21 protein-coding genes are annotated in these 22813 nt (G+C 65.6%); 10 read left to right on the top strand and 11 right to left on the bottom strand.

The window, feature by feature from the left end; all coding sequences use genetic code 11:
- Nucleotides 1-13: 13 nt before the first annotated feature.
- Nucleotides 14-1918, bottom strand: a complete 1905-nt coding sequence (gene dnaK, locus Q3866_RS00635; protein WP_301828821.1) for a molecular chaperone DnaK — start codon at nt 1916-1918, stop codon at nt 14-16.
- A gap of 650 nt (nt 1919-2568) precedes the next feature.
- Between dnaK and Q3866_RS00630 the strand changes: the two genes are divergently transcribed.
- On the top strand, nt 2569-2754 hold the full coding sequence (locus Q3866_RS00630; RefSeq protein ID WP_126420653.1) for a 4Fe-4S binding protein: 186 nt from the start codon (nt 2569-2571) through the stop codon (nt 2752-2754).
- A gap of 318 nt (nt 2755-3072) precedes the next feature.
- On the opposite strand, the gene dapD is transcribed toward Q3866_RS00630, so the two are convergent.
- From dapD to Q3866_RS00610, 4 genes are all read right to left on the bottom strand, one after another.
- The gene (gene dapD / locus Q3866_RS00625; RefSeq protein ID WP_301828816.1) at nt 3073-3777 is read right to left on the bottom strand and encodes a 2,3,4,5-tetrahydropyridine-2,6-dicarboxylate N-acetyltransferase; all 705 of its coding nucleotides are present in this window, start codon (nt 3775-3777) and stop codon (nt 3073-3075) included.
- Between the two features lie 44 nt (nt 3778-3821).
- Nucleotides 3822-4589: a 4-hydroxy-tetrahydrodipicolinate reductase gene (gene dapB / locus Q3866_RS00620; RefSeq protein WP_301828815.1), complete on the bottom strand. Its 768-nt coding sequence runs from the start codon at nt 4587-4589 to the stop codon at nt 3822-3824.
- Nucleotides 4582-5472: a 4-hydroxy-tetrahydrodipicolinate synthase gene (gene dapA / locus Q3866_RS00615; RefSeq protein ID WP_301828814.1), complete on the bottom strand. Its 891-nt coding sequence runs from the start codon at nt 5470-5472 to the stop codon at nt 4582-4584. Before dapA ends, dapB begins: the two co-directional genes overlap by 8 nt.
- Before the next feature lie 63 nt (nt 5473-5535).
- Nucleotides 5536-6957 carry a diaminopimelate decarboxylase gene (locus Q3866_RS00610; RefSeq protein ID WP_301828812.1) on the bottom strand — a complete coding sequence of 474 codons (1422 nt, stop codon included), beginning with the start codon at nt 6955-6957 and terminating at the stop codon, nt 5536-5538.
- Between the two features lie 327 nt (nt 6958-7284).
- Here Q3866_RS00610 and Q3866_RS00605 point away from each other — a divergent pair, with 327 nt between their 5' ends.
- From Q3866_RS00605 to yfcE, 3 genes are all read left to right on the top strand, one after another.
- Nucleotides 7285-7719 carry a hypothetical protein gene (locus Q3866_RS00605; RefSeq protein WP_301828811.1) on the top strand — a complete coding sequence of 145 codons (435 nt, stop codon included), beginning with the start codon at nt 7285-7287 and terminating at the stop codon, nt 7717-7719.
- A gap of 287 nt (nt 7720-8006) precedes the next feature.
- A complete protein-coding gene (locus Q3866_RS00600) occupies nt 8007-9155 on the top strand; it encodes an amidohydrolase (RefSeq protein WP_301828809.1) in 1149 nt (382 codons plus the stop codon).
- Nucleotides 9156-9267: 112 nt separating this feature from the next.
- Entirely contained in the window at nt 9268-9852 is a 585-nt protein-coding gene (gene yfcE, locus Q3866_RS00595; RefSeq protein WP_293673524.1) for a phosphodiesterase, read from the top strand.
- A 166-nt stretch (nt 9853-10018) separates the two neighbouring features.
- Here yfcE and metA read toward each other — a convergent pair whose 3' ends face one another.
- Nucleotides 10019-10999: a homoserine O-succinyltransferase gene (gene metA / locus Q3866_RS00590; protein ID WP_301828807.1), complete on the bottom strand. Its 981-nt coding sequence runs from the start codon at nt 10997-10999 to the stop codon at nt 10019-10021.
- Between the two features lie 187 nt (nt 11000-11186).
- Between metA and Q3866_RS00585 the strand changes: the two genes are divergently transcribed.
- The 6 genes from Q3866_RS00585 (at nt 11187) to Q3866_RS00560 (ending at nt 17579) form a co-directional block, all read left to right on the top strand.
- A complete protein-coding gene (locus Q3866_RS00585) occupies nt 11187-12563 on the top strand; it encodes an alpha/beta fold hydrolase (RefSeq protein WP_301828805.1) in 1377 nt (458 codons plus the stop codon).
- Between the two features lie 390 nt (nt 12564-12953).
- On the top strand, nt 12954-13478 hold the full coding sequence (locus Q3866_RS00580) for a nitroreductase family protein (RefSeq protein WP_301828804.1): 525 nt from the start codon (nt 12954-12956) through the stop codon (nt 13476-13478).
- Nucleotides 13479-13723: 245 nt separating this feature from the next.
- A complete protein-coding gene (locus Q3866_RS00575; protein WP_301828803.1) occupies nt 13724-14482 on the top strand; it encodes a methionine ABC transporter ATP-binding protein in 759 nt (252 codons plus the stop codon).
- Entirely contained in the window at nt 14482-15159 is a 678-nt protein-coding gene (locus Q3866_RS00570; RefSeq protein WP_293673519.1) for a methionine ABC transporter permease, read from the top strand. Before Q3866_RS00575 ends, Q3866_RS00570 begins: the two co-directional genes overlap by 1 nt.
- Before the next feature lie 151 nt (nt 15160-15310).
- The gene (locus tag Q3866_RS00565; RefSeq protein WP_301828802.1) at nt 15311-16168 is read left to right on the top strand and encodes a MetQ/NlpA family ABC transporter substrate-binding protein; all 858 of its coding nucleotides are present in this window, start codon (nt 15311-15313) and stop codon (nt 16166-16168) included.
- Between the two features lie 151 nt (nt 16169-16319).
- The gene (locus Q3866_RS00560; RefSeq protein WP_301828799.1) at nt 16320-17579 is read left to right on the top strand and encodes a DEAD/DEAH box helicase; all 1260 of its coding nucleotides are present in this window, start codon (nt 16320-16322) and stop codon (nt 17577-17579) included.
- A gap of 48 nt (nt 17580-17627) precedes the next feature.
- Here the strand turns inward: Q3866_RS00560 and tadA are convergent, their stop codons facing one another.
- The 5 genes from tadA to Q3866_RS00535 form a co-directional block, all read right to left on the bottom strand.
- Complete coding sequence (tadA, locus tag Q3866_RS00555; protein WP_301828797.1) at nt 17628-18134, bottom strand: tRNA adenosine(34) deaminase TadA; 507 nt, start codon at nt 18132-18134, stop codon at nt 17628-17630.
- A gap of 330 nt (nt 18135-18464) precedes the next feature.
- The gene (gene lsrF, locus Q3866_RS00550; RefSeq protein WP_293824307.1) at nt 18465-19343 is read right to left on the bottom strand and encodes a 3-hydroxy-5-phosphonooxypentane-2,4-dione thiolase; all 879 of its coding nucleotides are present in this window, start codon (nt 19341-19343) and stop codon (nt 18465-18467) included.
- 231 nt (nt 19344-19574) lie between these two features.
- A complete protein-coding gene (locus tag Q3866_RS00545; protein ID WP_293673514.1) occupies nt 19575-20708 on the bottom strand; it encodes a substrate-binding domain-containing protein in 1134 nt (377 codons plus the stop codon).
- A 25-nt stretch (nt 20709-20733) separates the two neighbouring features.
- Nucleotides 20734-21774, bottom strand: a complete 1041-nt coding sequence (locus tag Q3866_RS00540; protein WP_293673513.1) for an ABC transporter permease — start codon at nt 21772-21774, stop codon at nt 20734-20736.
- Nucleotides 21774-22808 carry an ABC transporter permease gene (locus Q3866_RS00535; RefSeq protein WP_293673512.1) on the bottom strand — a complete coding sequence of 345 codons (1035 nt, stop codon included), beginning with the start codon at nt 22806-22808 and terminating at the stop codon, nt 21774-21776. The genes Q3866_RS00540 and Q3866_RS00535 overlap by 1 nt, the downstream gene beginning before the upstream one ends.
- Nucleotides 22809-22813 lie beyond the last annotated feature (5 nt).

Here is a 22813-nt window from a genome sequence, read left to right as displayed (position 1 = left end):
ACTCACCCTCTCGCTACTGGTTGTCCTTGTCGTCGTCGACAACCTCGTAGTCGGCGTCGACCACGTCGTCGGACGAGCCGGCAGCCTGGCCAGCGTCGCCAGCGGAGGCATCGGCCTGGGCGCTGGAGTAGACGACCTCGGCGAGCTTGTGGCCAACCTCCTGGAGCTTGTCACCGGCGGCCTTGATGACGTCGATGTCGGTGCCGTCGAGGGCCTTGCGGGCCTCGGCCACGGCGTCGTCGGCCTGCTGCTTCATGTCAGCGGGGACCTTGTCGCCGAGCTCCTTGACGGTCTGCTCGGTAGAGTAGGCGAGGCTGTCGGTCTGGTTGCGAATCTCGATCTCGTCCTTGCGCTTCTTGTCCTCCTCGGCGTGGGACTCGGCGTCCTTGACCATGCGGTCAACCTCGTCGTCAGACAGGGCGGTGGAGCCGGAAATGGTAATCTGCTGCTCCTTGCCGGTGCCCTTGTCCTTGGCCGTGACCTTCACGATGCCGTTGGCGTCGATGTCGAACGTGACCTCGATCTGGGGCACGCCGCGACGGGCCGCGGGGATGCCAGTGAGCTGGAACTTGCCCAGGCTCTTGTTGTCGGCGGCCATCTCACGCTCGCCCTGCAGGACGTTGATCTCGACGGACGTCTGGTTGTCGGCGGCCGTGGAGTAGACCTCGGTCTTGGAGGTCGGAATCGTGGTGTTGCGGTCGATCATCTTGGTCATGACGCCACCCATGGTCTCGACACCAAGGGACAGCGGCGTGACGTCGAGCAGCAGGATACCCTCGACGTCACCGGTGAGCACGCCGCCCTGGACGGCGGCGCCGTCGGCGACGACCTCGTCCGGGTTCACGGACATGTTGGGCTGCTTGCCGGTGATCTGCTTGACGAGCTCCTGGACGGCAGGCATACGCGTAGAGCCGCCGACGAGGATGACCTCGGAGACCTCAGAGATCTGCATGTTGGCGTCGTGCAGGGCCTTGGTGACAGGGGCCTTGCAGCGGTCGAGCAGATCGCGGGTGATGCGCTCGAACTCGGCGCGGGTCAGCGTGTAGTTGAGGTGCAGCGGGCCGCTCTGGTTCATCGTGATGAACGGCAGGTTGATCGTGGACTGCTGGGCGCTGGAGAGCTCCTTCTTGGCGTTCTCGGCAGCCTCCTTGAGGCGCTGCAGGGCCATGGGGTCCTGACGCAGGTCGACGCCGTTCTCCTGCTGGAACTTGTCGGCCATCCAGTCGATGACGCGCTGGTCCCAGTCGTCGCCGCCCAGGTGGTTGTCACCGTTGGTGGCCAGAACCTCGAACACGCCGTCGGCGAGGTCGAGCAGGGACACGTCGAAGGTGCCGCCGCCCAGGTCGAAGACGAGCACCTTCTGCTCGGTGCCCTTCTTGTCCAGGCCGTAGGCAAGCGCGGCGGCCGTGGGCTCATTGACGATGCGCTTGACGTTAAGGCCAGCGATCTTGCCGGCGTCCTTGGTGGCCTGGCGCTGGGCGTCGTTGAAGTAGGCGGGGACGGTGATGACGGCGTCAGTGACGGTCTCGCCGAGATACTTCTCGGCGTCGGCCTTCATCTTGGAGAGGATCATGGCGCTGACCTGTTCGGGCGTGAAGTCCTCGCCGTCAATCTCGACGACGGCACGGCCGCCCTGGCCCTCCTTGACGGAGTACGGCACGGTCTTAAGCTCGGAGCCAACCTCGCTGTACTTGCGGCCCATGAAGCGCTTGATGGAGAAGACGGTGTTCTTGGGGTTGGTGACGGCCTGGTTCTTAGCGGCCTTGCCCACGATGCGGTCGCCCTCGGAGCGGAAGCCCACGACGGACGGGGTGGTGCGGTCACCCTCGGCGTTCACGATGATGGTAGGCTGGCCACCCTCGAGGACAGCCATGGCGGAGTTGGTGGTACCGAGGTCGATGCCGAGAATCTTGCTCATTGTTGGCACGTTCCTTTCTTGTTGCGTCTCTGGGCGCCAAATCGCCCAGGCAATCTTTGTTACTGCTCACTATATATCCTCTGCGTGCTTTCCTTATACAAAATCTAAGTGAGAAAGAGATAGATTTTTTGTTTCCTTCACTTTAGGGGTCGAAAAGGACGGGCAGTGGCAATCCGCCGGGCGCACGGGCGGCGGCGCACGTGGGCGTGAGGGGCCACGCAGGCTCATCACCAGAACACGGGCAACGATGGCAGCTGCGAGGCCATCGAAGCGGGGCGTGGCTCTTCCTGGGACGGGCCCTTGCGCACGACGTCGTCGAGGCGGGCGGCGTGAGCCTGCCCAACCTCTTCTGGCTTAGCTGGGTCGTGGGCGGCCCTGGATGTGGAGTCGCGAGCACAATCATCAAGGGCCACTAGGGGCGCCCGTGCGGCGGCAAGGCCCCAAGCACGCGTTTCTCGAAGCGGACAAAATTCCTGCTCGAAGGTGGGTTTTTGCTGTCCCCAATCTTTTGCGTATCACGTCTTGCAAACGGTGCCATGACTGGTATTCTCACGTAAAGGAGCTGGTAGAAAGGTTACCAAGGTTTACTTTTTGAGCCGAGGGAGCCCCAGCCAGCCGGGTACAACAAGCACACGATGAAGGGAATCATCATGGCCCATCCTGTTATTAACGCCGACGAGTGCGTTGCCTGCGGCGTCTGCGTCGACACCTGCCCCTGCGACGTCCTCGAGCTCGAGGACGTTGCCACCGTCAAGGACGAGGACTCCTGCGTTGCCTGTGGCTCCTGCCAGGAGGCCTGCCCCGCCGGCGCCATCACCGAGATCGCCGAGGACTAACTCCAACGGGGTGCCCGGGTGCGCCCGGGCAGATGGTCGCGCCGCGGAGAGGTGGCGTGGCCTTGGGCGAAGAGCCCGGCGTCACGGGGAGCCGCAAGGCTTTGACGCTTAAACACGAGAGGGAGACGAGCCAGCTGGTTCGTCTCCCTCTTTCTTGTTAGCGACGCTTGTCGTTGGCGAGCGCCCAGCGCACGCACTCACATAGGCCAGCTAGTGTGCACAAGTTGCAAGAATGCCACGGTTTCGGGGCAAGTTGAGCTCAAAACGCCAACTTATGTACCCTAACGCGAGAAGCGCGGGGCAGCCAGCCCCGTCTCTTTACAGCGTGCGCAGCGCGTCGACCAGCGACACCTTGCCGCTCGCGACCTCGCTTGTCTGCTTGATGACGCGGGCAGGCACGCCGGCCACGACGGCTCCAGCCGGCACATCCTCGACGCACACGGCACCGGCGGCCACCACGGCGCCCTTGCCCACGCGCACGCCCTCGAGCACCACGGCGTTGGCGCCGATGAGCACGTCGTCCTCGATGATGACGGGCGTGGCGCTCGCCGGCTCGACAACGCCCGCGAGCACGGTGCCGGCACCGATGTGGCAGTGCTTGCCCACCGTGGCACGACCGCCCAGCACGGCGCCCATGTCAATCATGGTGCCCTCGCCAATAATCGAGCCGATGTTGATAACGGCACCCATCATGATGACGGCGTTGTCGCCAATCTCGACCTTGTCGCGAATGATCGCGCCGGGCTCGATGCGCGCGTGAATGTTGCGCTTGTCGAGCAGGGGTACGCCGGTGTTGCGGCCGTCGTTCTCGACCACCATGTCGGCAATGGCGTCGCCCGCAGCCGCGAGCACGGGGGCGAGCTTCTCCCAGTCGCCAAAGACAACCTTGGAAGCGCCATCGCCAAAGACGTGGTCGGCGGCTGAGAGGTCGAGATCGGCGCCCTCGGCCAGGGTCAGGTAGACCTTGACCGGCGTCTTCTTAGGGGCCGTGGCGATGTAGTTGATGATCTCCTGAGCGTCCATGCAAATCCCTCCTGCACCGCCAACGCGGCGGCGCGCACATATGTTTAACCGAACATGACCTCGTCGAAGCCGTACATGCCAGGCTCGCGGCCGGCCATCTTGCGGGCAGCGGCCAGGGCACCATTCACGAAGATCTGGCGGCTCGTGGCGCGGTGCGTGAGCGAGACCTCCTCATCCGCACCAAAGAAGCTCACCGTGTGCACGCCGGCGACGGTGCCGCCGCGCAGCGAGTGCATGCCAACCTCGCGCGGGTCGCGCTTGCCCACCATGCCCTCGCGGCCATAGACCGGGTGGTACTCGCCGCGGCCCTCGGCGGCCTCGGCATCGACCACGGCGTCGAGCAGCAGCTTTGCCGTGCCGCTGGGGGCGTCGACCTTCTGGTTGTGGTGCGTCTCGACGATCTCGACGTCAAAGCCAGCGAGCTCGCGGGCGGCGAGCGTCGTGGCGTGGCGCAGGGCGGCGATGCCCAGCGAGTAGTTGCCCGAGTGCAGCACCGGGGCCACCTGAGAAAGCGAGCGCAGCTCGTCCATCTGCTCGTCGGTATAGCCCGTGGTGCCCGAGACGAGCGCGCAGCCCACGCGGCGCACGTAGTTCGCCACGGCGGGCAGCGTCACCACGTTGGAGAAGTCGATGAGGACGTCTGCAGCGGGGGCGGAGTCGGCGGCGGAGAGGTCAAAGCCAATCTGGGCCACGACCTCGAAGGCGGCGGTGCCAGCCTCGGTGCGCACGCCCTCGGCGGTGGAGCGAATGAGCGAGCCCATGCGACCCTCGCCCATGATGGCGATGCGCAGCGGCGCGGTGGCGTTAGTCAAGAAGACCAGCTCCCTTCATGGCCTCGACGAGCCTGGCCTTGGGGCCCTCACTCATGGGGCATAGCGGCAGGCGGTAGTGGGTGCCCATGAGGCCCATCTGGGCCAGCGCCTCCTTAACGGGAATGGGGTTGACCTCGCCAAACAGGGCCGAGATGAGCGGCTGGCCCTCGACCTGGATGCGCGTGGCGCGCGCGACGTCGCCCTCGAGGTAGGCGCGGCACATCTCGTGAACGAGGGCGGGCTGCACGTCGGCCCAGACGCTGATCGTGCCCGAGCCGCCCAGCGCCATGAGCGGCACGGTGAGCGCGTCCTCGCCCGAGTAGAGGCGGAAGTCGTCGGACAGGGTGTGGGCGATGCTCGCGGCGTAGGACATGTTGCCGCTGGCCTCCTTGATGCCCATCACGTTGGGGTGGGCGGACAGGCGCTCGACGTTTCGCACCGAGATGGAGCAGCCCGTGCGCCCCGGGATGTTGTAGAGGACGCACGGGATGTCAACGGCGTCGGCCGTGTGCTTGAGGTGCTGGTAGATGCCCTCCTCGTTGGACTTGTTGTAGTAGGGCGAGATGATGAGAACGGCATCCGCGCCGAGCTTCTGGTACGTGAGGCTCTTGGCGGTCTGCGCGGCGGTGCAGTTGGAGCCCGAGCCGGCGATGACGGGCACGCGGCCGGCCACGTGGTTCACGACGAACTCGACGACGGAGTTGTCCTCCTCGTCGGTCATCGTCGCGCTCTCGCCGGTGGTGCCCAGCGTGAGGATGGCATCGGTGCCGTTCTCGATCTGGAACTCGAGCAGGCGCTCGAGCTGGTCGAAGTTGACGGAGCCGTCCTCGTTGAACGGGGTGACGAGGGCCACGATCGAGCCCTCGAGCTTGCGAACGTCCATGTTGTCTCCCTAGTGCTCAAAGGCGCCGGACCGCGGAGCTGGGCCCGCGGCTGGCACCCGTCTCTACTTGATTCCGGTGACGCCCTCGCTCTCGACGGCGAGGTTGGCAAAGGCCTCGGGCAGCACGTCGAGCGTGGCGAAGTAGTCCATCGGCGTCTCGCGGCGGCGGATGAGCTCGGTCGCGCCGCCCTCGCGCAGCAGCACCTCGGCGGGGCGCAGGCGGCCGTTGTAGTTGTAGCCCATGGCGTAGCAGTGGGCACCTGCGTCGTGCATGACGATGAGGTCGCCCTCCTCGATGGGCGGCAGGTGGCGGTCGATGGCGAATTTGTCGTTGTTCTCGCACAGGCTGCCCGTGACGTCGTAGACCTCGGTGGCCTCGGCCTGGGTCTTGTCGGGCCCTCCCGGCTGGCCCACCACGCTCAGGTGGTGGTAGGCGCCGTATATCGCCGGGCGAATGAGGTCCACGGCACAGGCGTCCACGCCGATGTAGTCCTTGTAGATGCGCTTCTCGTGAATGGCACGGGTCACCACGCAGCCATAAGGGCCCATCATGAAGCGGCCCATCTCGGTGTAGATGGCGACATCGCCCATGCCGGCGGGCACGAGGATCTCGTCGTAGGCGGCGTGCACGCCCTCGCCAATGGCGCGGATGTCGTTTGCGGCCTGGCCGGGCAGGTAGGGCACGCCGACGCCACCCGAGAGGTTCACGAACGCCACGTGGCAGCCGGTCTTGCGCTCGAGCTCGACGGCGAGCTCAAAGAGAATGCGCGCGAGCTTGGGGTAGTACTCGTTGGTGACCGTGTTGCTCGCGAGGAACGCGTGGATGCCAAAGCTCTTGGCGCCCTTGGCCTTGAGCAGGGAGAACGCCTCGAAGAGCTGCTCGGTGGTCATGCCGTACTTGGAGTCTCCGGGGTTGTCCATGATGCCGTTAGCAAGCTGGAACAGGCCGCCCGGGTTAAAACGGCAGCTCACGGTCTCGGGGATGGGCCCCGCGACCTTCTCGAAGAAGTCGATGTGGCTGATGTCGTCAAAGTTCACGAGGGCACCCAGCTCGCGGGCCTTGGCAAAGTCCGCGGCGGGTGTGTCGTTTGAGGAGAACATGATCTGCTGGCCGGTGATGCCCAGGGCCTGGGCAATCTGGAGCTCGGTGTAGCTCGAGCAGTCGCAGCCGCAACCGTACTCGTGCAGGATCGAGATGAGGCGCGGGTTGGGGTTGGCCTTGACGGCGAAGTACTCGCGAAAGCCGGGGTTCCACGAGAAGGCCTCGCGCACGGCCTCCGCGTTGCGACGGATGCCCGCCTCGTCATAGAGGTAGAAGGGCGTGGGATACTTCTCGGCCGCCGCCTCGAGGACGACCTTGCTCGCAAACGGCGTCTTGAGGCTGTAGCCGTGGTTGGGGAGCTTCTCGACGTCCTCGACCGAGGTAACGTTGTAGCTGGGGTTTTGCGCCTGGATAGGCGGGGTGTGATCGTGCGGCGCGCTCATGCGGCTCCAATCGATAGCGCTCCTGCAGGGACGGGCGGCCGCGCGGGGCGGCCACTGCAGACAGTCTTGCGGGTGTCTCCCGCAAGCCCACCCGGTTGCGCCGTGACGGGCGCCCGAGTTCGGCGGGGTTGCTCCCGCACGAGGTCACAGCCCGCCGGCTCGCTCGCGCTTCTTCTCCCCCGCGCCTCTATCAGTTCAGCTACCGTAACACAACGCCCGCGACGCAGGGCGATTGGCGGCAAGACGTTACCCACTCGCCATCTGCGGGGGCAGAGGGACGGGTAGAATGCGAGCAAAACGCCCACGAGCCTCGAGAGGGAGACCCGCATGAGCATGACGAGGAGGACCTTCGTGACCGCAGTCGCCGGACTGGTGGCGACGCCCGCGCTAACGGCCTGCCAGCAGCAGGCCAGCGTGGCGGGCTGGGTTGCCGCGCAGGACGACTCGCTCGCGGTGCTCACCTGGAAGGTTGCCGGCGGCGGCACCGTGGCGATGCCCGGCGAGGGCTGGGCCGCGCGCGATGGCTTCATTCAGCTGCAGCTGGCGGGCGGCTCGATTCCCGGCGAGAAGGTCGCGCAGGTGCAGCAGAGCGGCGACACGCTCACGGTGACGCTCGAGAGCAAGGACGGACCCGAGACGATGGACCTGCTGCTCACCGAGTGGCGGCTTACGCCCAGCGAGGGCGGTGTGGACGGCATTGGCCACGTTATGGTCGACCATGGCGGCGGAGACGTGCGCGAGCTCGACAAGGTCGAGGAATAGCAAAGTGGGACAGTTGCTCCGGGCAACTGTCCCACTTCTTGTTTTGGCCTTGGGCTTGCCGGCAGGATCGCACAGGAAGGAGGCCTGCACGACAAAGGCAGGCGTATCGTCATCCACCCACCGGCAACTGAGGAGCGAGAGGCTCGTGACTCTGCCCTTGTGGTCATTCTCTCAGATGTAGTCAGTGGCCTCAACGGTGGCGCCGCCTCTCCCGACCGACACCGTCTGCGCCGGCGTGGGTGCCGCGGCGGCGTATAGTCTTGGCAACCACAAGGGGACGGAGAACCATGGAAGACCTTGCCCTGCTCACCAAGTTCCGCCAGGACCTGCACCGCATTCCTGAGCTCGACTTTGACCTGCCCGAGACAATCGCCTACGTGCACGGCGTGCTCGACGGCCTGTCGTGCGAGGTGACGAGCCCGTGCAGGGGTTGCGTCGCCGCGTTCTTTGACGTCGATGCCAAGCTGGGCCGCCCGCATGGGCCCGCCACGGCCATCCGCGCCGACATGGACGCGCTGCCCATCACCGAACGCAGCGGCGTTTCGTTCTGCTCGACCAAACCCGGCCACATGCACGCCTGCGGCCACGACGGACACATGGCCATGGCGCTTGCCGCCGCCTGCTGGGTCAACGAGGTACTGGCAGGAGATGCCACCGAGGCCGCACACCTGCTGCCGCGCAACGTGTTGTTCGTGTTCCAGCCCGCCGAGGAGACCACCGGCGGCGCCCGCCTCGTCTGCGAGTCGGGCGTGTTTGAGCGCTACGGCGCCGACCGCATCTTTGGCTTCCACGTCTGGCCCGACCTGCCCGCCGGCACCATCGCGAGCCGCCCGGGCCCGCTGCTTGCCCGCGCCAGCGAGACGCACCTCAACGTGCACGGCACCTCGAGCCACATCGCCAAGAGCGCGGACGGCCACGACGCCCTGCTCGCCGCCGCGCACTTCCTCACTGAGGTCGAGACCCTCATGGCCCGCCTCTCCCAGGACGAGCCGTGCCTGCTCAAGTTTGGCCACATGGAGAGCGGCACCGTCTGCAACGCCATCAGCGCGAGCAGTGCTGTCGAGGGTAGCCTGCGCGTCTTCTCCGACAACATGTTCGACTGCGCCCGCACGGGCGTCGAGCAGTGCGCGGCCCAGGCCTGCGAGGCATACGGCTGCACCTACGACCTGAGCTTTGCCACCGGCTACCCACCCGTCGACAACGACCGCGCCCTCTACGCGCTTGCGGCGGGCGCCCTGGGCGACACGCTCGACGGCATCGAGGAGCCCCTGCTCATTGCCGAGGACTTCGCCTTTTACCAGCGCCACCTGCCCGGCGTCTTCTTCCTGCTGGGCACGGGCACGAGCGAGCCGCTGCACTCCGACAAGTTCCACATGGACGAGGGCGTGCTCGCGCACGGCCTCGCCGCCTACCGCACGCTGCTGGGCATCGCCTAGCTGCGAAAACGCCGCCGACGGCCGGCACGACGGCCAGGCGACAGCAGCCCGCAACGCCCGCACAGCACACGGCCGCTCTTCTCGCACAAGACCACCACGATTGGAGACCAACGTGAAGTTCCTCATCGCAAGCGACATCCACGGCTCGGCCACCTGGTGCCGACGCCTCGTCGACGCGCTCGACGCCGAGCAGCCCGACCGCCTGCTTATCCTGGGCGACGTACTCTACCACGGCCCGCGCAACGACCTGCCCGAGGGCTACGCGCCCAAGGAGGTCATCGCGATGCTCAACCCACTCGCAGGCACCATCATCGCCGTGCGCGGCAACTGCGAGGCCGAGGTCGACCAGATGGTCCTCGACTTCCCCTGCATGGGCGACTACACCACCATCCTCGACCCCACGGCCACGCTTGCCGCAGACGGCTCCCCGCGCGAGAAGAGCGGCTGTGAGTTGTTCTGCACGCATGGCCACGTGTGGGGCGCGGGCTTCCACAACAGCGTCGACCACTTGCCCGAGCTGCCGGAGGGCTCGATTCTGCTCTACGGCCACACTCACAAGAAGGTGAGCGAGCCCGCGTCGGGGCACCCGGGCGTCTGGGCGTTCAACCCCGGCAGCGTCTCCATCCCCAAGGACGGAACGCACAGCTACGGCATCTACGAGAACGGTGCCGTGCGCCACGTGGTTCTCGAGGGCTAGACACAGGCGGGGCGGTCCCAGCTGGAGCCGCCCCGCTTATTAGATGTATTGCGCGAGAGGGGCGCGAGGTCTTGAGGCCCCGCGCCCCTCTCTCATTTGTGTGCGTCGGGGTCGGCGGCGTCTTTCTCGGCGGCGTCCTCCTCGGCCACGGGCGTGGCAGTGAGCGCTAGAACTTGCTGGGCACGCCACCCTTGGCGAGCAGCGCTTCGGTGTGCTCACGCAGCTCGGCCACCACCTCGGGGATGCGGTCGAGGTCGTAGGGCGTGGTCTGGTAGACGTAGTTGAGCCAGTTGCGGTAGAGCAGGTTGGCGTGGCTGCGCCAGGTGAAGATGGGCTGGCGCTCGGGGTCGTCGCCCGGGAAGTAGTTCAGCGGCAGCTGGATGGGAAGGCCGGCGTGGAAGTCGCGCCAGTACTCGTCGGCCAGGGTGTCGCGGCCATACTCAAAGTGGCCCAGGGCGTAGATCTCGTGGAAGTCGCGCGTGGCAATGAGGGCGGGGCCGCTCGTCTCGCCGCGCGAGAGCACCTGCAGCGCGGGGTCGGCGTCGATCTCCTTCTCATCGGGTGCGGCATGGCGGCTGTGCGGCATGTTGTGGACCTCGTCGAAGCCGTTCGTGAGGAAGTTGTACTCGTCGCACAGGCGCTGGGGAAACACACCAAAGAGCTTGGAGCCCAGCAGGCGCTTGTGGATGCCATGCAGGTGATAGAGGCCCGCGAAGGCGCCCCAGCACAGAAACATCGTGGAAAGCACGTGTTCCTGGGCCCAGTCCATGATCTGGCACAGCTCGTCCCAGTAGTCGACCTGCTCGAACGGCATCTGCTCGACGGGCGCGCCCGTGATGATGAGGCCGTCGTAGTTGTTGCCCTTGAGGTCGTCGAAGGTGTCGTAGAACTTCACGAGGTGGTCGGCCGCGTGGGTGGCCTCGTGGGTCGAGACGCGCATGAAGTCGACGCTCACCTGGATGGGACTCTTGGAGATGAGGCGCAGAATCTGTGTCTCGGTCTCGATCTTGGTGGGCATGAGGTTGAGAAGCGCCACACGAAGCGGACGAATCTGCTGCTTGCGGGCCACGTCCTCCTCGAGGGCAAAGATGCGCTCCTGCTGAAGGATGCGCTTGGCGGGCAGGCCGTCAGGGATGTTGATGGGCATGGGAGCCAAAGAACCTTTCTGGGCATGCGCGCGGGGCAGATGAGACCTCGGGCTGCCGTAGCGCCGGTCGGTCTGCCGCCGGCTTTTAGACATGCAGCGTTTAATGGTACCCCACGCAGGCGCGGCGGCGCAGGTGCACTCGGGCAGCGGCATAATGTGGGCAGCAGCATCGTCAAAAGGAGCCGCCATGCCCAAGCTTACCAGCTACTACCTGCCGGGCCTCTACGTTGAGGATCACTCGATCGAGGTGCCGCTCGACTGGCGCGGCCACGAGCCCGCCGCCGTCGCCGCAGACGGTCTGCCTGCCGGCGAGCGCATCCGCGTGTTCTACCGCACTGTCTGCGCAGCCGAGAACGTGGGCCGCGACCTGCCGCTCCTCGTGTTCCTGCAGGGCGGTCCCGGCGGCGCGGGCCCGCGCCTGCTCTCCCCCACCTCAGACGGCTGGATCGCCGAAGCCATCAAGCACTTCCGCGTGGTTCTGCCCGACCAGCGCGGCACCGGCCGCAGCACGCACGCGAGTGCCCGCTCCATCGCGCGCCGCGGTGACGCCCGCGCCCAGGCCGAGTACCTCAAGCGCCTGCTTGCGCCCTCGATCGTGCGCGACTTCGAGTACCTGCGCCTCACCGAGTTTGGCGGCCGCGCCTGGACCACGCTGGGCCAGAGCTACGGCGGCTTTCTCACCCTATGCTACCTGAGCCTCTTCCCGCAAGGGATCGCGGCCAGCTTTACCTGCGGCGGCATCCCCCACGTGCCAGCCAGCGCCGCCGACGTCTACGCCCACACCTTCCCGCGCATGGTCGCCAAGACGCGCGCCTACTACGAGCGCTACCCCGAGGACGAGCGACGCATGGCCGCCATCGCCAACCGCCTGGCCGCCGGCGACGTGACTCTTCCCGATGGCAGCCCGCTTTCGGTGCGTCGTCTGCAGACCCTGGGCGGCGGTCTGGGCATGAAGCCCGCGCCCGAGCGCTTGCACAATCTGCTCGACACGGCCTTCGAGGCGGGCGACGGCTCGCTGGCCTGCGCCGGCGCCGCGCCCGAGCTCACCGACGGCTTCCTCATGGGCGTGCTCGAGAACCTCACCACGGCGGGTAACCCCCTGTACTGGACGCTGCAGGAGTTCATCTACGCCGACGGCACAATGAAGGAACCCATCCGCTGGGCGGCTGAGCAGGAGTACGCCAGGCACCCCGAGTTCGCAGACACGGCGCGCCCCCTTATGCTCACGGGCGAGGCGGCCTTCCCCTTCATGTTCGAGGACGACCCGCTGCTGGCCCCGCTCAAGCCGGCCGTTGACCTGCTCATGGAAGACACCGAGTTTGACCCGGTCTATGACGAGGCACGCCTTGCCGCAAACGAGGTGCCCCTGCAGGCCGCCGTCTACTTTGACGATCCGTACGTCGATTCGGGGCTGCAGCTCGACACGCTCTCACGCATGGGCAACAGCCACGCCTGGGTCACGAACCAGTTTGAGCACGACGGCCTGCACGGCAGCGAGGTCTTCGGCCGCCTGTTTGCCGAGGCGCTCAACCGCGGCGACCTCGAGCACGCGCTGGGGGCGTAGGAACCGAGGACGGCGGCGCGTCACTCCTGCTGCCGCAATGCGGAACGGGTTTGGCCCTCGCAGCATTTGCGCCCGCACACGTCGACGCAAGTTGACCAGGATCACTCAAAGACCGCCAAGCGGCGCCGCGTCCAGCCATGGCGCAGCGCCGCTTTACCTCAAAAATGGGTATCAAACCGTTGTGTGGCCAAAAAACAACGTCAAGTCGGTAACCTCTTCCGCGATTGGTAAGTAGCCCCCCATTTGTAGACTCCGCGACCTGCGGTTTTGCTACGGATAAAGCCCGCCTACTCAGCAAGCCTCAAACAGGTTACCGACTTAATGAAGTTTTTTTCTAAGGGACAGCGTGGACGCCCTCTCCGGGCACTCATTTCGAGAAAGGAACGTGCCATGAACCAGGTCATCGAGGCGCTCGAGCAGCGCCGCAGCTGCAGGAGCTACACCGACCAGCCCGTCGACCCTAAGAAGCTTGAGCAGATCGTCGAGGCAGGCCTGTGGGCCGCAAGCGGCATGGGCCGCCAGGGCACGCGCCTGGTCGTCGTCACCAACCCCGATGACGTTGCCGCTCTCAGCCGCATGAACGCCCAGATCATGGGCAGCACGAACGACCCCTTCTATGGAGCCAGGGCCGTCATCGTGGTGCTCACCAACCCTGAGAACCCCACCTGCGTCGAGGACGGCGCGCTCGTCATGGGCAACCTCATGAACGCCGCGCACGCGCTGGGCGTTGCCTCCTGCTGGATTCACCGCGCCAAGGAGGAGTTCGAGAGCGACGAGGGCAAGGCCCTGCTCGCCAAGTGGAGCGTCGAGGGCACCTGGCGCGGCGTTGGCCACTGCATCCTGGGCTACGCCGCGGAAGGCGGCGAGCAGGCGGGCGCCGAGCGTAAGCCCGGCCGCGTCACCTACGTCAAGTAGCAGCGAGTACGGCGCCTCGGCAAGCCCGCGCCACGTATAAGGGTGCAGGCTTGCCGAGCCCTCGCGACGGCCGAGCGCAAGCATAGCTGCATCCCAAGGGTCCCTCGGACACAGCCACAACATCGGCTGCCCGAGGGACCCTTTTCCACAGCCTGAAGCTATCGCCAATTATTGACTTTTCCTACCGGGTTTATAGGGTATTTATCCAGTCGGCCTTCAGTTCTGCTGGTATACTCACTGGCACCATGATTACGCTTACTAACATATCCAAGTCGTTCGAGACGAGCGCGGGCACCGTCAAGGCCCTCGACAACGTCTCGCTCACCATCGACACCGGCGAGGTCTTCGGCATCATCGGCGAGTCGGGAGCGGGCAAGTCGACCCTCGTGCGCTGCATCAACCTCCTCGAGCAGCCCACCTCGGGCTCCGTCGTCATCGACGGCCGCGACGTCACGAGCCTGCGCGGCAGCGAGCTTCGCGCCCTGCGCGCCGACATCGGCATGATCTTCCAGCGCTTCTCCCTCTTCGAGCAGCGCACCGTGCTCGACAACGTCATCTTCCCGGCCACGCTCGCCAGCAGCGCCGGCCGCGTCTCGCGCACCGAGGCCACCGACCGCGCCCGCGAGCTGCTCGGCCTCGTTGGCCTCGAGGGCAAGGAGCGCTCCTACCCCTCCCAGCTCTCCGGCGGTCAGCAGCAGCGCGTCGCAATCGCCCGCGCGCTCATGACCAACCCCAAGACGCTGCTGTGCGACGAGGCAACGAGCGCCCTCGACACGCTCACCACCAGCCAGGTCCTCGACCTGCTGGGCAGCATCAACGAGAAGCTCGGCGTCACCATCGTACTCATCACCCACTCGCTCGCCGTTGCCCGCCGCATCTGCGGCCGCATCGCCGTCATGGAGCACGGCCAGGTCGTCGAGCAGGGCACCGTTGCCGAGGTGTTTGGAAACCCTCAGGCAGACGTCACACGCGCGCTGCTTCAGTTCGAGGGGGAGGGTCGCTAATGGACTTCGCCGCATTCTTCGACAAGTACGGGGCGCTCCTCGCCCAGGGCACCGTCGACACCACGGTCATGGTGCTTGCCTCGACGCTGGGCGCCTACGTCATCGGCGTCATCCTGGGCACGCTGCTCACGGTGCTCGCCCCCGGCGGCCTGCGCGAGAACCGCGTTGCCTACGAGGTGCTCGGCTGGTTCGTGAACATGGCCCGCTCGCTACCGTTCATCATCCTGCTGCTCTTCCTCATCCCCGTGACCCGCGCCATCGTGGGCACCACGCTGGGCGTTCCCGCCGCGGTGTTCCCGCTCATCGTCTCGGCCGCGCCGTTCGTGGCGCGCATGGTCGAGTCGAGCGAGGCCGAGGTCGACCGCGGCCTGGTCGAGGCTGCGAGCTCCATGGGTGCCTCCACCTGGGAGATCATCGTCAAGGTCTACCTGCGCGAAGGCCTGCCCAGCCTGCTGCGCGGCCTGCCCATCGTCATCATCACGATCCTGGGCTACACCGCCATGGCTGGCACCGTGGGCGCCGGCGGCCTGGGCGACATCGCCATCCGCTACGGCTACCAGCGCTACCAGGACGACGTCATGATCGCCACGGTTATCATCCTCATTGTGATGGTTCAGGTCATCCAGACCGTGTGCAACGTCCTCGTCAAGGTGTTCGACAAGCGAATGCGCTCCTAGCGAGCGCGCACCAAGCGCGCAGTCGCGCACCCAATCCAGCGTTAACCACTCTACCAGGTGTTTCGTCTCGCCCGTTCACTCGGGATGGGGCTTGCCATATCGATTTGCCCACCCGCTGCCAACAGCAACCACGCATCAGAAAGGAACCGCCATGTCCCTCAAGCAGCACCTCAAGCCGCTCGCCGGTGTCGTCGCCGCAGCCGGCCTCGCCCTTGCCCTCACCGCCTGCGGTGGCAACTCCAACGCCACCGCCACGACCGCTGCCGCCTCCGGCTCGGCCGACAACGTCATCACCGTTGGCGCCTCCCCCTCGCCCCACGCAGAGATCCTCAACGCCGTGGCCGACGAGCTCAAGGTCGAGGGCTACGAGCTCAAGGTCGTCGAGTACAACGATTACGTGCAGCCCAACGTTGCCCTTTCCGAGGGCGACCTTGACGCCAACTACTTCCAGCACCTCCCCTACCTCGAGAACTACAACGAGGAGAACGGCACCGACCTCGTGAGCGCCAGCGCCATCCACTTCGAGCCGATGGGCCTGTACGCGGGCAAGAGCTCCGACATCAAGAACGTCCCCGACGGCGCCAAGATTGCCGTGCCGAGCGACGCCACCAACGAGGCCCGCGCGCTGCTGCTGCTCCAGGACCAGGGCGTCATCAAGCTCAAGGACGGCGTGGGGCTCGAGGCCACGGCCAACGACATCGAGGAGAACCCGCACAACATCGAGCTCGTCGAGGTCGAGGCAGCCGCCGTGCCGCGCTCCCTGCAGGACGCCGACTTCGCCGTGATCAACGGCAACTACGCCCTGTCCGCCGGCCTTGACACCTCCGCCACGCTCGCCAGCGAGGACGCCAGCTCCGAGGCCGCCCAGACCTACGCCAACATCGTCGCCGTGCGCAAGGGCGAGGAGAACTCCGACAAGACCCAGGCCCTCATCAAGGCCCTGACCTCCGACACCGCCAAGAAGTTCATCGAGGAGCAGTACAAGGGCTCCGTCATCCCGGTGTTCTAGTTATCCCCCGGTGCCACAGCGACTCGCGGCGCCCAAGGATTAGCCAAGCGGCGCCCCCTCTCCTGAGAGTGGGCGCCGCTTTTTGGTGGAGCGCTGACCAACGCCCCCGTCTCGCGTGCAGAGATGGGGGCGTTGCTGCATACTTGCAGGTATGGATACTACTTTTGCCGAGCTCGGGCTAAACGAGCAGATTCTCGCCGGGGTCGATGCCCTCGGCTTCACCACGCCAACCCCCGTCCAGGCAGCCGCCATCCCCGCCGTTCTCGAGGGGCGCGACGTGCTTGCCAGCGCGCAGACCGGCACGGGCAAGACATGCGCCTTCACGCTGCCCACGCTGCAGCGCATCGCGGCCAGCAAGAAGATTGCCAAGCCGCGCCACCCGCTTGCGCTCGTCGTGACCCCCACCCGCGAGCTCGCCTCGCAGATCGAGGCCGTCACGAGCGAGGTCTGCGCCAAGACCGGCCAGTCGACCGTCGTGGTCATGGGCGGCGCCAAGTTCGACCGTCAGATTCGTGAGCTCGAGGCAGGTTGCGACCTGCTCGTGGCCACCCCCGGCCGCCTCATCGACCTCATGGAGCACGACCACGTGAGTCTCGCGAACGTGCAGGTGCTGGTTCTCGACGAGGCCGACCGCATGCTCGACATGGGCTTTTGGCCCAGCGTGCGCCGCATCGTGACGGCCTGCCCCAAGAAGCGCCAGACGCTGCTGTTCTCGGCCACCATTCCGCCCAGCATCAAGGGCACGGTCGACGCGATGCTGCCCAACCCCTACGTGGTCGAGATTGCCCGCGTGGGCGAGACGGCCGCAACGGTCGACGAGCACCTCTGCCCCGTGACGCAGGCCGACAAGGTTCCGCTACTCGAGGCCCTCATGAAACAGGAGAGCTACGAGCGCGTGCTCGTCTTCTGCCGCACCAAGATGCGCGTCGACGCCGTGTGCAAGACGCTCAAGAACGCGGGCGTCAAGGTCGACGTCATGCACGCCGACCGTCCGCAGAAGGCGCGCGAGAAGGCCCTCGAACGCTTCCGCGATGGCAAGATTCGCGTGCTCGTGGCAACCGACGTCATGAGCCGCGGCATCGACGTCTCGGGCATCGACGCCGTCGTGAACTTCGACGTGCCCATGGACCCCGAGGACTACGTGCACCGCATTGGCCGCACGGGTCGTGCCGGCGCAAACGGTGCCGCCTACACCTTCATGGCGCCCGACGAGGTGAGCCCGCTTCGCGAGATCGAGTACTTCACCAAGAAGCTCATCCCGCTGTTTGACCTCGAGGGATTCAACTATGCCGAGGGCCGCATCGTGCCCAATGCCCGCCGCAGCACCTCCAAGCCCACGCGCAGTCTCTTCAGCGGCTCGCGCGGCCGCGGCCGCGGCCCGCGCGGCGGCCGCTACGGCAGGCACTACTAGGACGAGAAGAGCGGCAGGGATGCAATTGTCCGGCCGCCACCAGGTTCATTAGCAGCAGGCAGGGGCCTCGGCATCACCGGGGCCCTTCTTCTTGGCAGCCTTTGCCGCCTGGCGCCGGGCGCGGAAGAACTCGCGCAGCACGGCCGCGCACTCGTCCTGAAGCACGCCACCCGCCGCCTCGAACTCATGGTTGAGCCGCTCATCATGGCTCACGTCAAAGAGCGTGCCCAGGGCCCCGCCCTTGGGGTCTGGCGCGCCAAAGACGCAGCGGTCGATGCGCGAGTTGACCATGAGACCAGCACACATGAGGCAGGGCTCGAGCGTCACGTATACGGTGCAGCCGGTAAGGCGCCAACGGTCGAGGGCGCGGGCCGCGGCAAGCAGGGCGCTGAACTCAGCATGGGCAGACGGGTCGCGGTCCTTCTCGCGGCGGTTGTGGGCACGGGCGATGACCTCGTCCTCGTACACAACGACGGCACCAATGGGCACCTCGCCTTCATCGGCCGCCAGGCGCGCCTCGGCAAGCGCCATGCGCATATAATCCTCGTCGGTCACGCGATTGTCCTCCCCCCCCCATCTTCCACACCCCATCGTCGCGTCGGCAAAGACGCGGCCAAGCGACTCGCGACACGGCAACACATCGGTGCAAAGTAAGCACCGCGTCGCGCAGTAGCGCATCGGCGCAACCCAACACTCTACGGCTCGGCAACGCATCGATGCGGCTCCAACACCACGTAACAATACAATGCGCCCGGAGCCAGTGGAAGGGGGAACTGGGCTCCGGGCGCGGGAGACGGCCCACGCAAAGACGGGTAGTGAGCCGCGAAGGGGCTATGTGCTAGACCATGCGGCTATCCCCTCTTTTGCCGCTTGGAAGGCGAATCGCTACTTGGCGATGTCCTGGAACATCTCCCAAGCCTCGACGTCGGTCATGCCCTCGTGCACGATCTTGTTGACGCACTGGGCCATCTCGATGGGGTGCGTGGACTGGAAGATGTTGCGGCCCATGTCGACGCCGTGGGCACCCTTGCGGATGACGTCGTAGGCGAGGTGCAGGGCATCCTTCTCGGGAAGCTTCTTGCCGCCGGCAACGACGATGGGCACGGGGCAGGCGGCCACGACCTCCTCGAAGTCCTCGCAGTCATAGGTCTTGACCATCTGGCAGCCCATTTCGGCGATGATGCGCGTGGCGAGCTTGAAGAAGCGCGGGGTGCGCTCCATGTCCTTGCCCACGGCGCAGACGCCCAGGGTGGGGATGCTGTAGCGGAAGCCGGCATTGATGGTCTGGCTCAGGTTGTCGATGGAAGACAGCTGGCCGTCGCCGCCGATGAAGACCTGGGAGGCCATGCAGTCGGCGTTCATGCGGATGGCATCCTCGATGTCAACGGCGATGACCTCGTGGGAGAGGTCAGCCTGGAGCATGGACGAGCCGGAGGTGGTGCGCAGGGCGATGGCCTTCGTGATCTCGGGCGGGACGCAGGAGCGGATGGCACCGCGGGTGCCCATGAAGCAGTCGACGTAGGGGGCGAGCTTCGGAAGGAGCAGGTCGAGGCGCTCGAGGCCAGCCGTGGCACCCATGAAGTAGCCATGGTCGAAGGCGAACATGACGGTGTTGCCGCTCTTGGGGTTAAAGATGTTGGAGAGGTGCTTCTTCATGCCCCAGTCGAGGCTGTTGGCACCCTTGACGTAGAAGCCCTTGTTGTTGGCAAACGGCTCGTCGACGTGATAGTCATGAGCGACCTTGAGGCCATCGAGATCAGCCATGTCCCAGATTCCTTTCCTCTTGCCCTCCCCACCCCTGGGAAGGACGCCTGTATAGGTATCGTTGCTTGCACTGACTTGCCGGTGTATCCCGGACGAAGTGCGAGCCAAGCGGCTGCGTGCCGCCGCTTCTTTATCTGGCTCGCGCAGATACGTTACCGCAGTAACGGATGTGCGCGAGCCAGACGGGGGCACCGCACGCTCGCGGCGCCCCCGCGAAGAGCACGTTACAACTTAGAAGTTGTAGTCGTTCATGTTGTCCTTGGTGAAGACAAGGCGCTCGGGCAGGAGCACGACGCCGTTGTTCTCGTCACCGGTCGTGGCACCCTCGGAAATCGAGTCGTTGGCCTCAACCTTGACGTCGCCGATGCTCGGGATCGAGATGGTGTCGCCAACCTTGACGGTGTTGCCAGCGGCGAGGTAGGCAGCGACGTAGCAGCCCATGGCGCCCTGGACGGCGCAGTCCCAGAGGCCCCAGTTGTACAGGGTGCCGTTCTCGCAGTACTGCTTGATGGACTGCGGGGAGGCGAAGCCGGTGATGGTGATCTTCTGGGCGTCGTAGCCGGCATCCTCAGCAGCGGCGAGCTGGCCGGGGAGGGCGGTGGAGTCGTTGCAGATGATCAGGTCGATGTCCGGGAACGCGCTCAGGACAGCGGCGCCAACCGTCTTGGCCTGCTCGGCATCCTGGTTGGAGTAGTAGTTGTCGGGGTGGACGTTCTCCCAGTTGGGGTAGTCCTTCTTGATGATGGCCTCAGCGGCGACCTGCCAGGAGTTCTGGTCGGTGACGGTGGCCTGCGAGTAGTGCCAGGCGTAGGTGATCTTGTCGGCCGAGGGATCCTTGCCGCGCTGCTTCAGGCCGTCGACGGACATGTCAACGAGCATCTGGCCAAGAATCTCAGGGGTGCCCTGGGAGACCATGAGCGTACGGTCCTCGGGCTGGGCGTCGGAGTCCCAGGTGGTGACGACGATGCCGGCCTCGGTGGCCTTCTTCAGAGCGTCGGAGACGCCGGCGGCGTCAACCGTGGAGATGCAGAGGGCGTCGACGCCGTTGGCGACGGCCTGGTTGATGATGCCCACCTGGTCAGAGGCGGAAGCGCTGGAGGAGCCGATGTACTGGACCTCGAAGCCCCACTCCTTGGCGTACTTCTGAGCGCCGTCGTTGGCGGACTCAAAGAAGGCGTTGCCGGTGATCTTCGGGATGAAGGCGACAACCTTGCCGCCGAGATCGCCAGCCGCGGCCTCGCCGGAGGCGGCAGCGGTCGTGGCGGCGCTGGAGCCAGAGCCACCGCAGCCAACCAGGCCGAGGCCCGCGAGGGCAGCACCGGAGCCGGCCACCTTCAGGAATCCGCGACGAGTCATGTTCTTCATAACGAACCTCCCTTTTCTTTGCCCCTTACTGGGCACTTGCCTTGCTACTACCCTTCCTTGCAAACATCGAGCGCAGCCACGGGACGATTCCCGTGTTGGTCGCTGCAGAGCGCCCGATGATAACCACGACGAGCAGAATGCCCACCGGGATATCCAGGTACTGCGTACCAACCTTGAAGCACAGGGGAAGACCAAACTTGAGGAGGGCGATGGCGAAGGACGCCAGGGCCGTACCGATGATCGAGCCCTTGCCACCAGTGGAGAGCGTGCCTCCCAGGACGACGGCCGTGATGATGTCCATCGTGAGGTCGCCGCCGAGGTCGGACTTAGCCGTTCCCAGGTACGCCGTGAGCACGATGCCGGCAATGGCGGCCGCCAGGGCGCTCAGGATGTAAGTGGACATTATCACGCGGCGAGTGTTGATGCCGGAATATTCGGCAGCCGACTGATTTACGCCGGTGAGGATGATCTTGCGGCCGTACTTGGTCTTGTGCAGCAGGACAAAAGCGACTACGAGCATCACGATGTAGACCAGGATCTGGAACGGAAGCACGCCACCAATCTGGTAGTTGGCGATGAACTTGAAGCTGTCCGGGAAGCCAGAGATGGACTCGTAGGACGCGGTGCTCGAGAGCGTGGAGACGAGCAGGGCCAGGCCGGAGTACAGGAAGCTGCCGCCCAGCGTAATGACCATCGCTTGCACTCCGCAATATGCGATGAAGAAGCCGGACAGGGCGCCGCACAGGCACACGATCACCGTGGCAAGCCCCGCGGCCGCCCAGATGGACAGGCCAAAGTCCTGCCAGGCCACGCCGATGATGATCGACGTGAGGCCCACGAGAGAGGCCACCTGGATGTCGATGCCGCCGGTGCACATGACGAGCGTGACGAACAAGGCGAGCATGAACACGGCGAGGTTGTCGTTCACCGCGGTGAAGAGCAGCTGCGGGCGCAGGAACTTGGGATTGGCGGCGCCAAAGATCACGAACTCGAGGACGAGCAGGCCAATGAGGATGAGGTTCCAGCCACCCTGGCCCTTGGAGATCATCTTCTTGAGCTTATCCATTACGCCTCACCACCCTTCTCGGTCTGGGCGCCTGCGGCGGGCGCGTCCTGGGACACGCGGGCGAGCAGGCGGTCATGCTTGTTCTTGACGAGGCCACGGTGCTGGATCACGGCGTCGATGACGACGATGACGAGCAGGATGATGCCCGTGATGGCGTTGTCGTAGTTGGACGAGAAGCCCATGAAGACGAGCAGGTAGCTGATGGAGGACATGATGACGGCGCCGATGGCGGAGCCGATCACGGAGCCAACGCCGCCGGCGAGCGAGATGCCGCCCAGGACGCAGGCCGCGATGGCCTTCATCTCATAGCCGTTGCCGCTCATCGGGGTGACGAAGCCAATGCGGCTGCAGAAGATCACGCCGCCGACGGAGGCCATGACCGCGCAGATGACGTAGGCCAGCATCTTGGTCTTGAGCGTGGGAAGGCCAACGAGCGTGGCGCCCTGGGCGTTGTCGCCCACGGCCACGAAGTAGCGGCCCTGACGCGTGCGGGTGAGGATGAGGTGAATCACGATGACGAGCGCGATGATGCAGCAGTAGTACACCGACACCGAACCCACGAGGTTCACGGCCGCGAAGTCTTTGAACGACTTGGGCAGGTTCTCGACCCAGGCACCGTTCGTGTACAGGTAGATCAGGCCGCGCAGGATGCCGTTGACGCCCAGGGTGAAGATGAGCGACGGAGCGCCCATGATGCACACGCCCCAGCCGTTGATGAGGCCAATGACGATGCCAATGACGATGGCGACGACGACCGCCAGGGCCAGCGACTGCCCGTCGCGGAGCATTGAGCCCACGACGGCGGCCGTAAGGCCGAGGTTGGCGCCAACGGAGACGTCAATCTCTCCAATGAACAGCACGAATGCCATTCCCACTGCAACGAGCGTGTAGACGACGGACGAGTTAAAGCACGCGGAGACGTTGGACGGGTCGAGGAACATAGGGTTCATCAGGCCAACGATGACAAACAGCGCGATGAGGAACACGAGGCTCGTGAGCTCGCGCGCCTTGAGGAGCTTCTTAACCTTCTCCATCGATT

The sequence above is a fragment of the uncultured Parolsenella sp. genome, assembly GCF_958346945.1.
Lineage (GTDB): Bacteria > Actinomycetota > Coriobacteriia > Coriobacteriales > Atopobiaceae > Parolsenella.
Note: the sequence above shows the minus strand (reverse complement) of the source record. Positions and strands in the feature narration are given on the sequence as shown.

Excerpts from the sequence above, each read along its gene's own strand:
- lsrF (WP_293824307.1), bottom strand. The coding sequence starts at position 19,343 with ATGGCTGATCTCGATGGCCTCAAGGTCGCTCATGACTATCACGTCGAC.
- dapA (WP_301828814.1), bottom strand. The coding sequence starts at position 5,472 with ATGGACGTTCGCAAGCTCGAGGGCTCGATCGTGGCCCTCGTCACCCCG.
- Q3866_RS00540 (WP_293673513.1), bottom strand. The coding sequence starts at position 21,774 with ATGGATAAGCTCAAGAAGATGATCTCCAAGGGCCAGGGTGGCTGGAAC.
- dnaK (WP_301828821.1), bottom strand. The coding sequence starts at position 1,918 with ATGAGCAAGATTCTCGGCATCGACCTCGGTACCACCAACTCCGCCATG.
- Q3866_RS00610 (WP_301828812.1), bottom strand. The coding sequence starts at position 6,957 with ATGAGCGCGCCGCACGATCACACCCCGCCTATCCAGGCGCAAAACCCC.
- Q3866_RS00580 (WP_301828804.1), top strand. The coding sequence starts at position 12,954 with ATGAACCAGGTCATCGAGGCGCTCGAGCAGCGCCGCAGCTGCAGGAGC.
- Q3866_RS00535 (WP_293673512.1), bottom strand. The coding sequence starts at position 22,808 with ATGGAGAAGGTTAAGAAGCTCCTCAAGGCGCGCGAGCTCACGAGCCTC.
- Q3866_RS00545 (WP_293673514.1), bottom strand. The coding sequence starts at position 20,708 with ATGAAGAACATGACTCGTCGCGGATTCCTGAAGGTGGCCGGCTCCGGT.
- metA (WP_301828807.1), bottom strand. The coding sequence starts at position 10,999 with ATGCCCATCAACATCCCTGACGGCCTGCCCGCCAAGCGCATCCTTCAG.
- Q3866_RS00565 (WP_301828802.1), top strand. The coding sequence starts at position 15,311 with ATGTCCCTCAAGCAGCACCTCAAGCCGCTCGCCGGTGTCGTCGCCGCA.
- dapD (WP_301828816.1), bottom strand. The coding sequence starts at position 3,777 with ATGGACGCTCAGGAGATCATCAACTACATCGCCACGGCCCCTAAGAAG.
- Q3866_RS00630 (WP_126420653.1), top strand. The coding sequence starts at position 2,569 with ATGGCCCATCCTGTTATTAACGCCGACGAGTGCGTTGCCTGCGGCGTC.
- Q3866_RS00575 (WP_301828803.1), top strand. The coding sequence starts at position 13,724 with ATGATTACGCTTACTAACATATCCAAGTCGTTCGAGACGAGCGCGGGC.
- Q3866_RS00600 (WP_301828809.1), top strand. The coding sequence starts at position 8,007 with ATGGAAGACCTTGCCCTGCTCACCAAGTTCCGCCAGGACCTGCACCGC.
- Q3866_RS00585 (WP_301828805.1), top strand. The coding sequence starts at position 11,187 with ATGCCCAAGCTTACCAGCTACTACCTGCCGGGCCTCTACGTTGAGGAT.
- Q3866_RS00570 (WP_293673519.1), top strand. The coding sequence starts at position 14,482 with ATGGACTTCGCCGCATTCTTCGACAAGTACGGGGCGCTCCTCGCCCAG.
- Q3866_RS00605 (WP_301828811.1), top strand. The coding sequence starts at position 7,285 with ATGAGCATGACGAGGAGGACCTTCGTGACCGCAGTCGCCGGACTGGTG.
- Q3866_RS00560 (WP_301828799.1), top strand. The coding sequence starts at position 16,320 with ATGGATACTACTTTTGCCGAGCTCGGGCTAAACGAGCAGATTCTCGCC.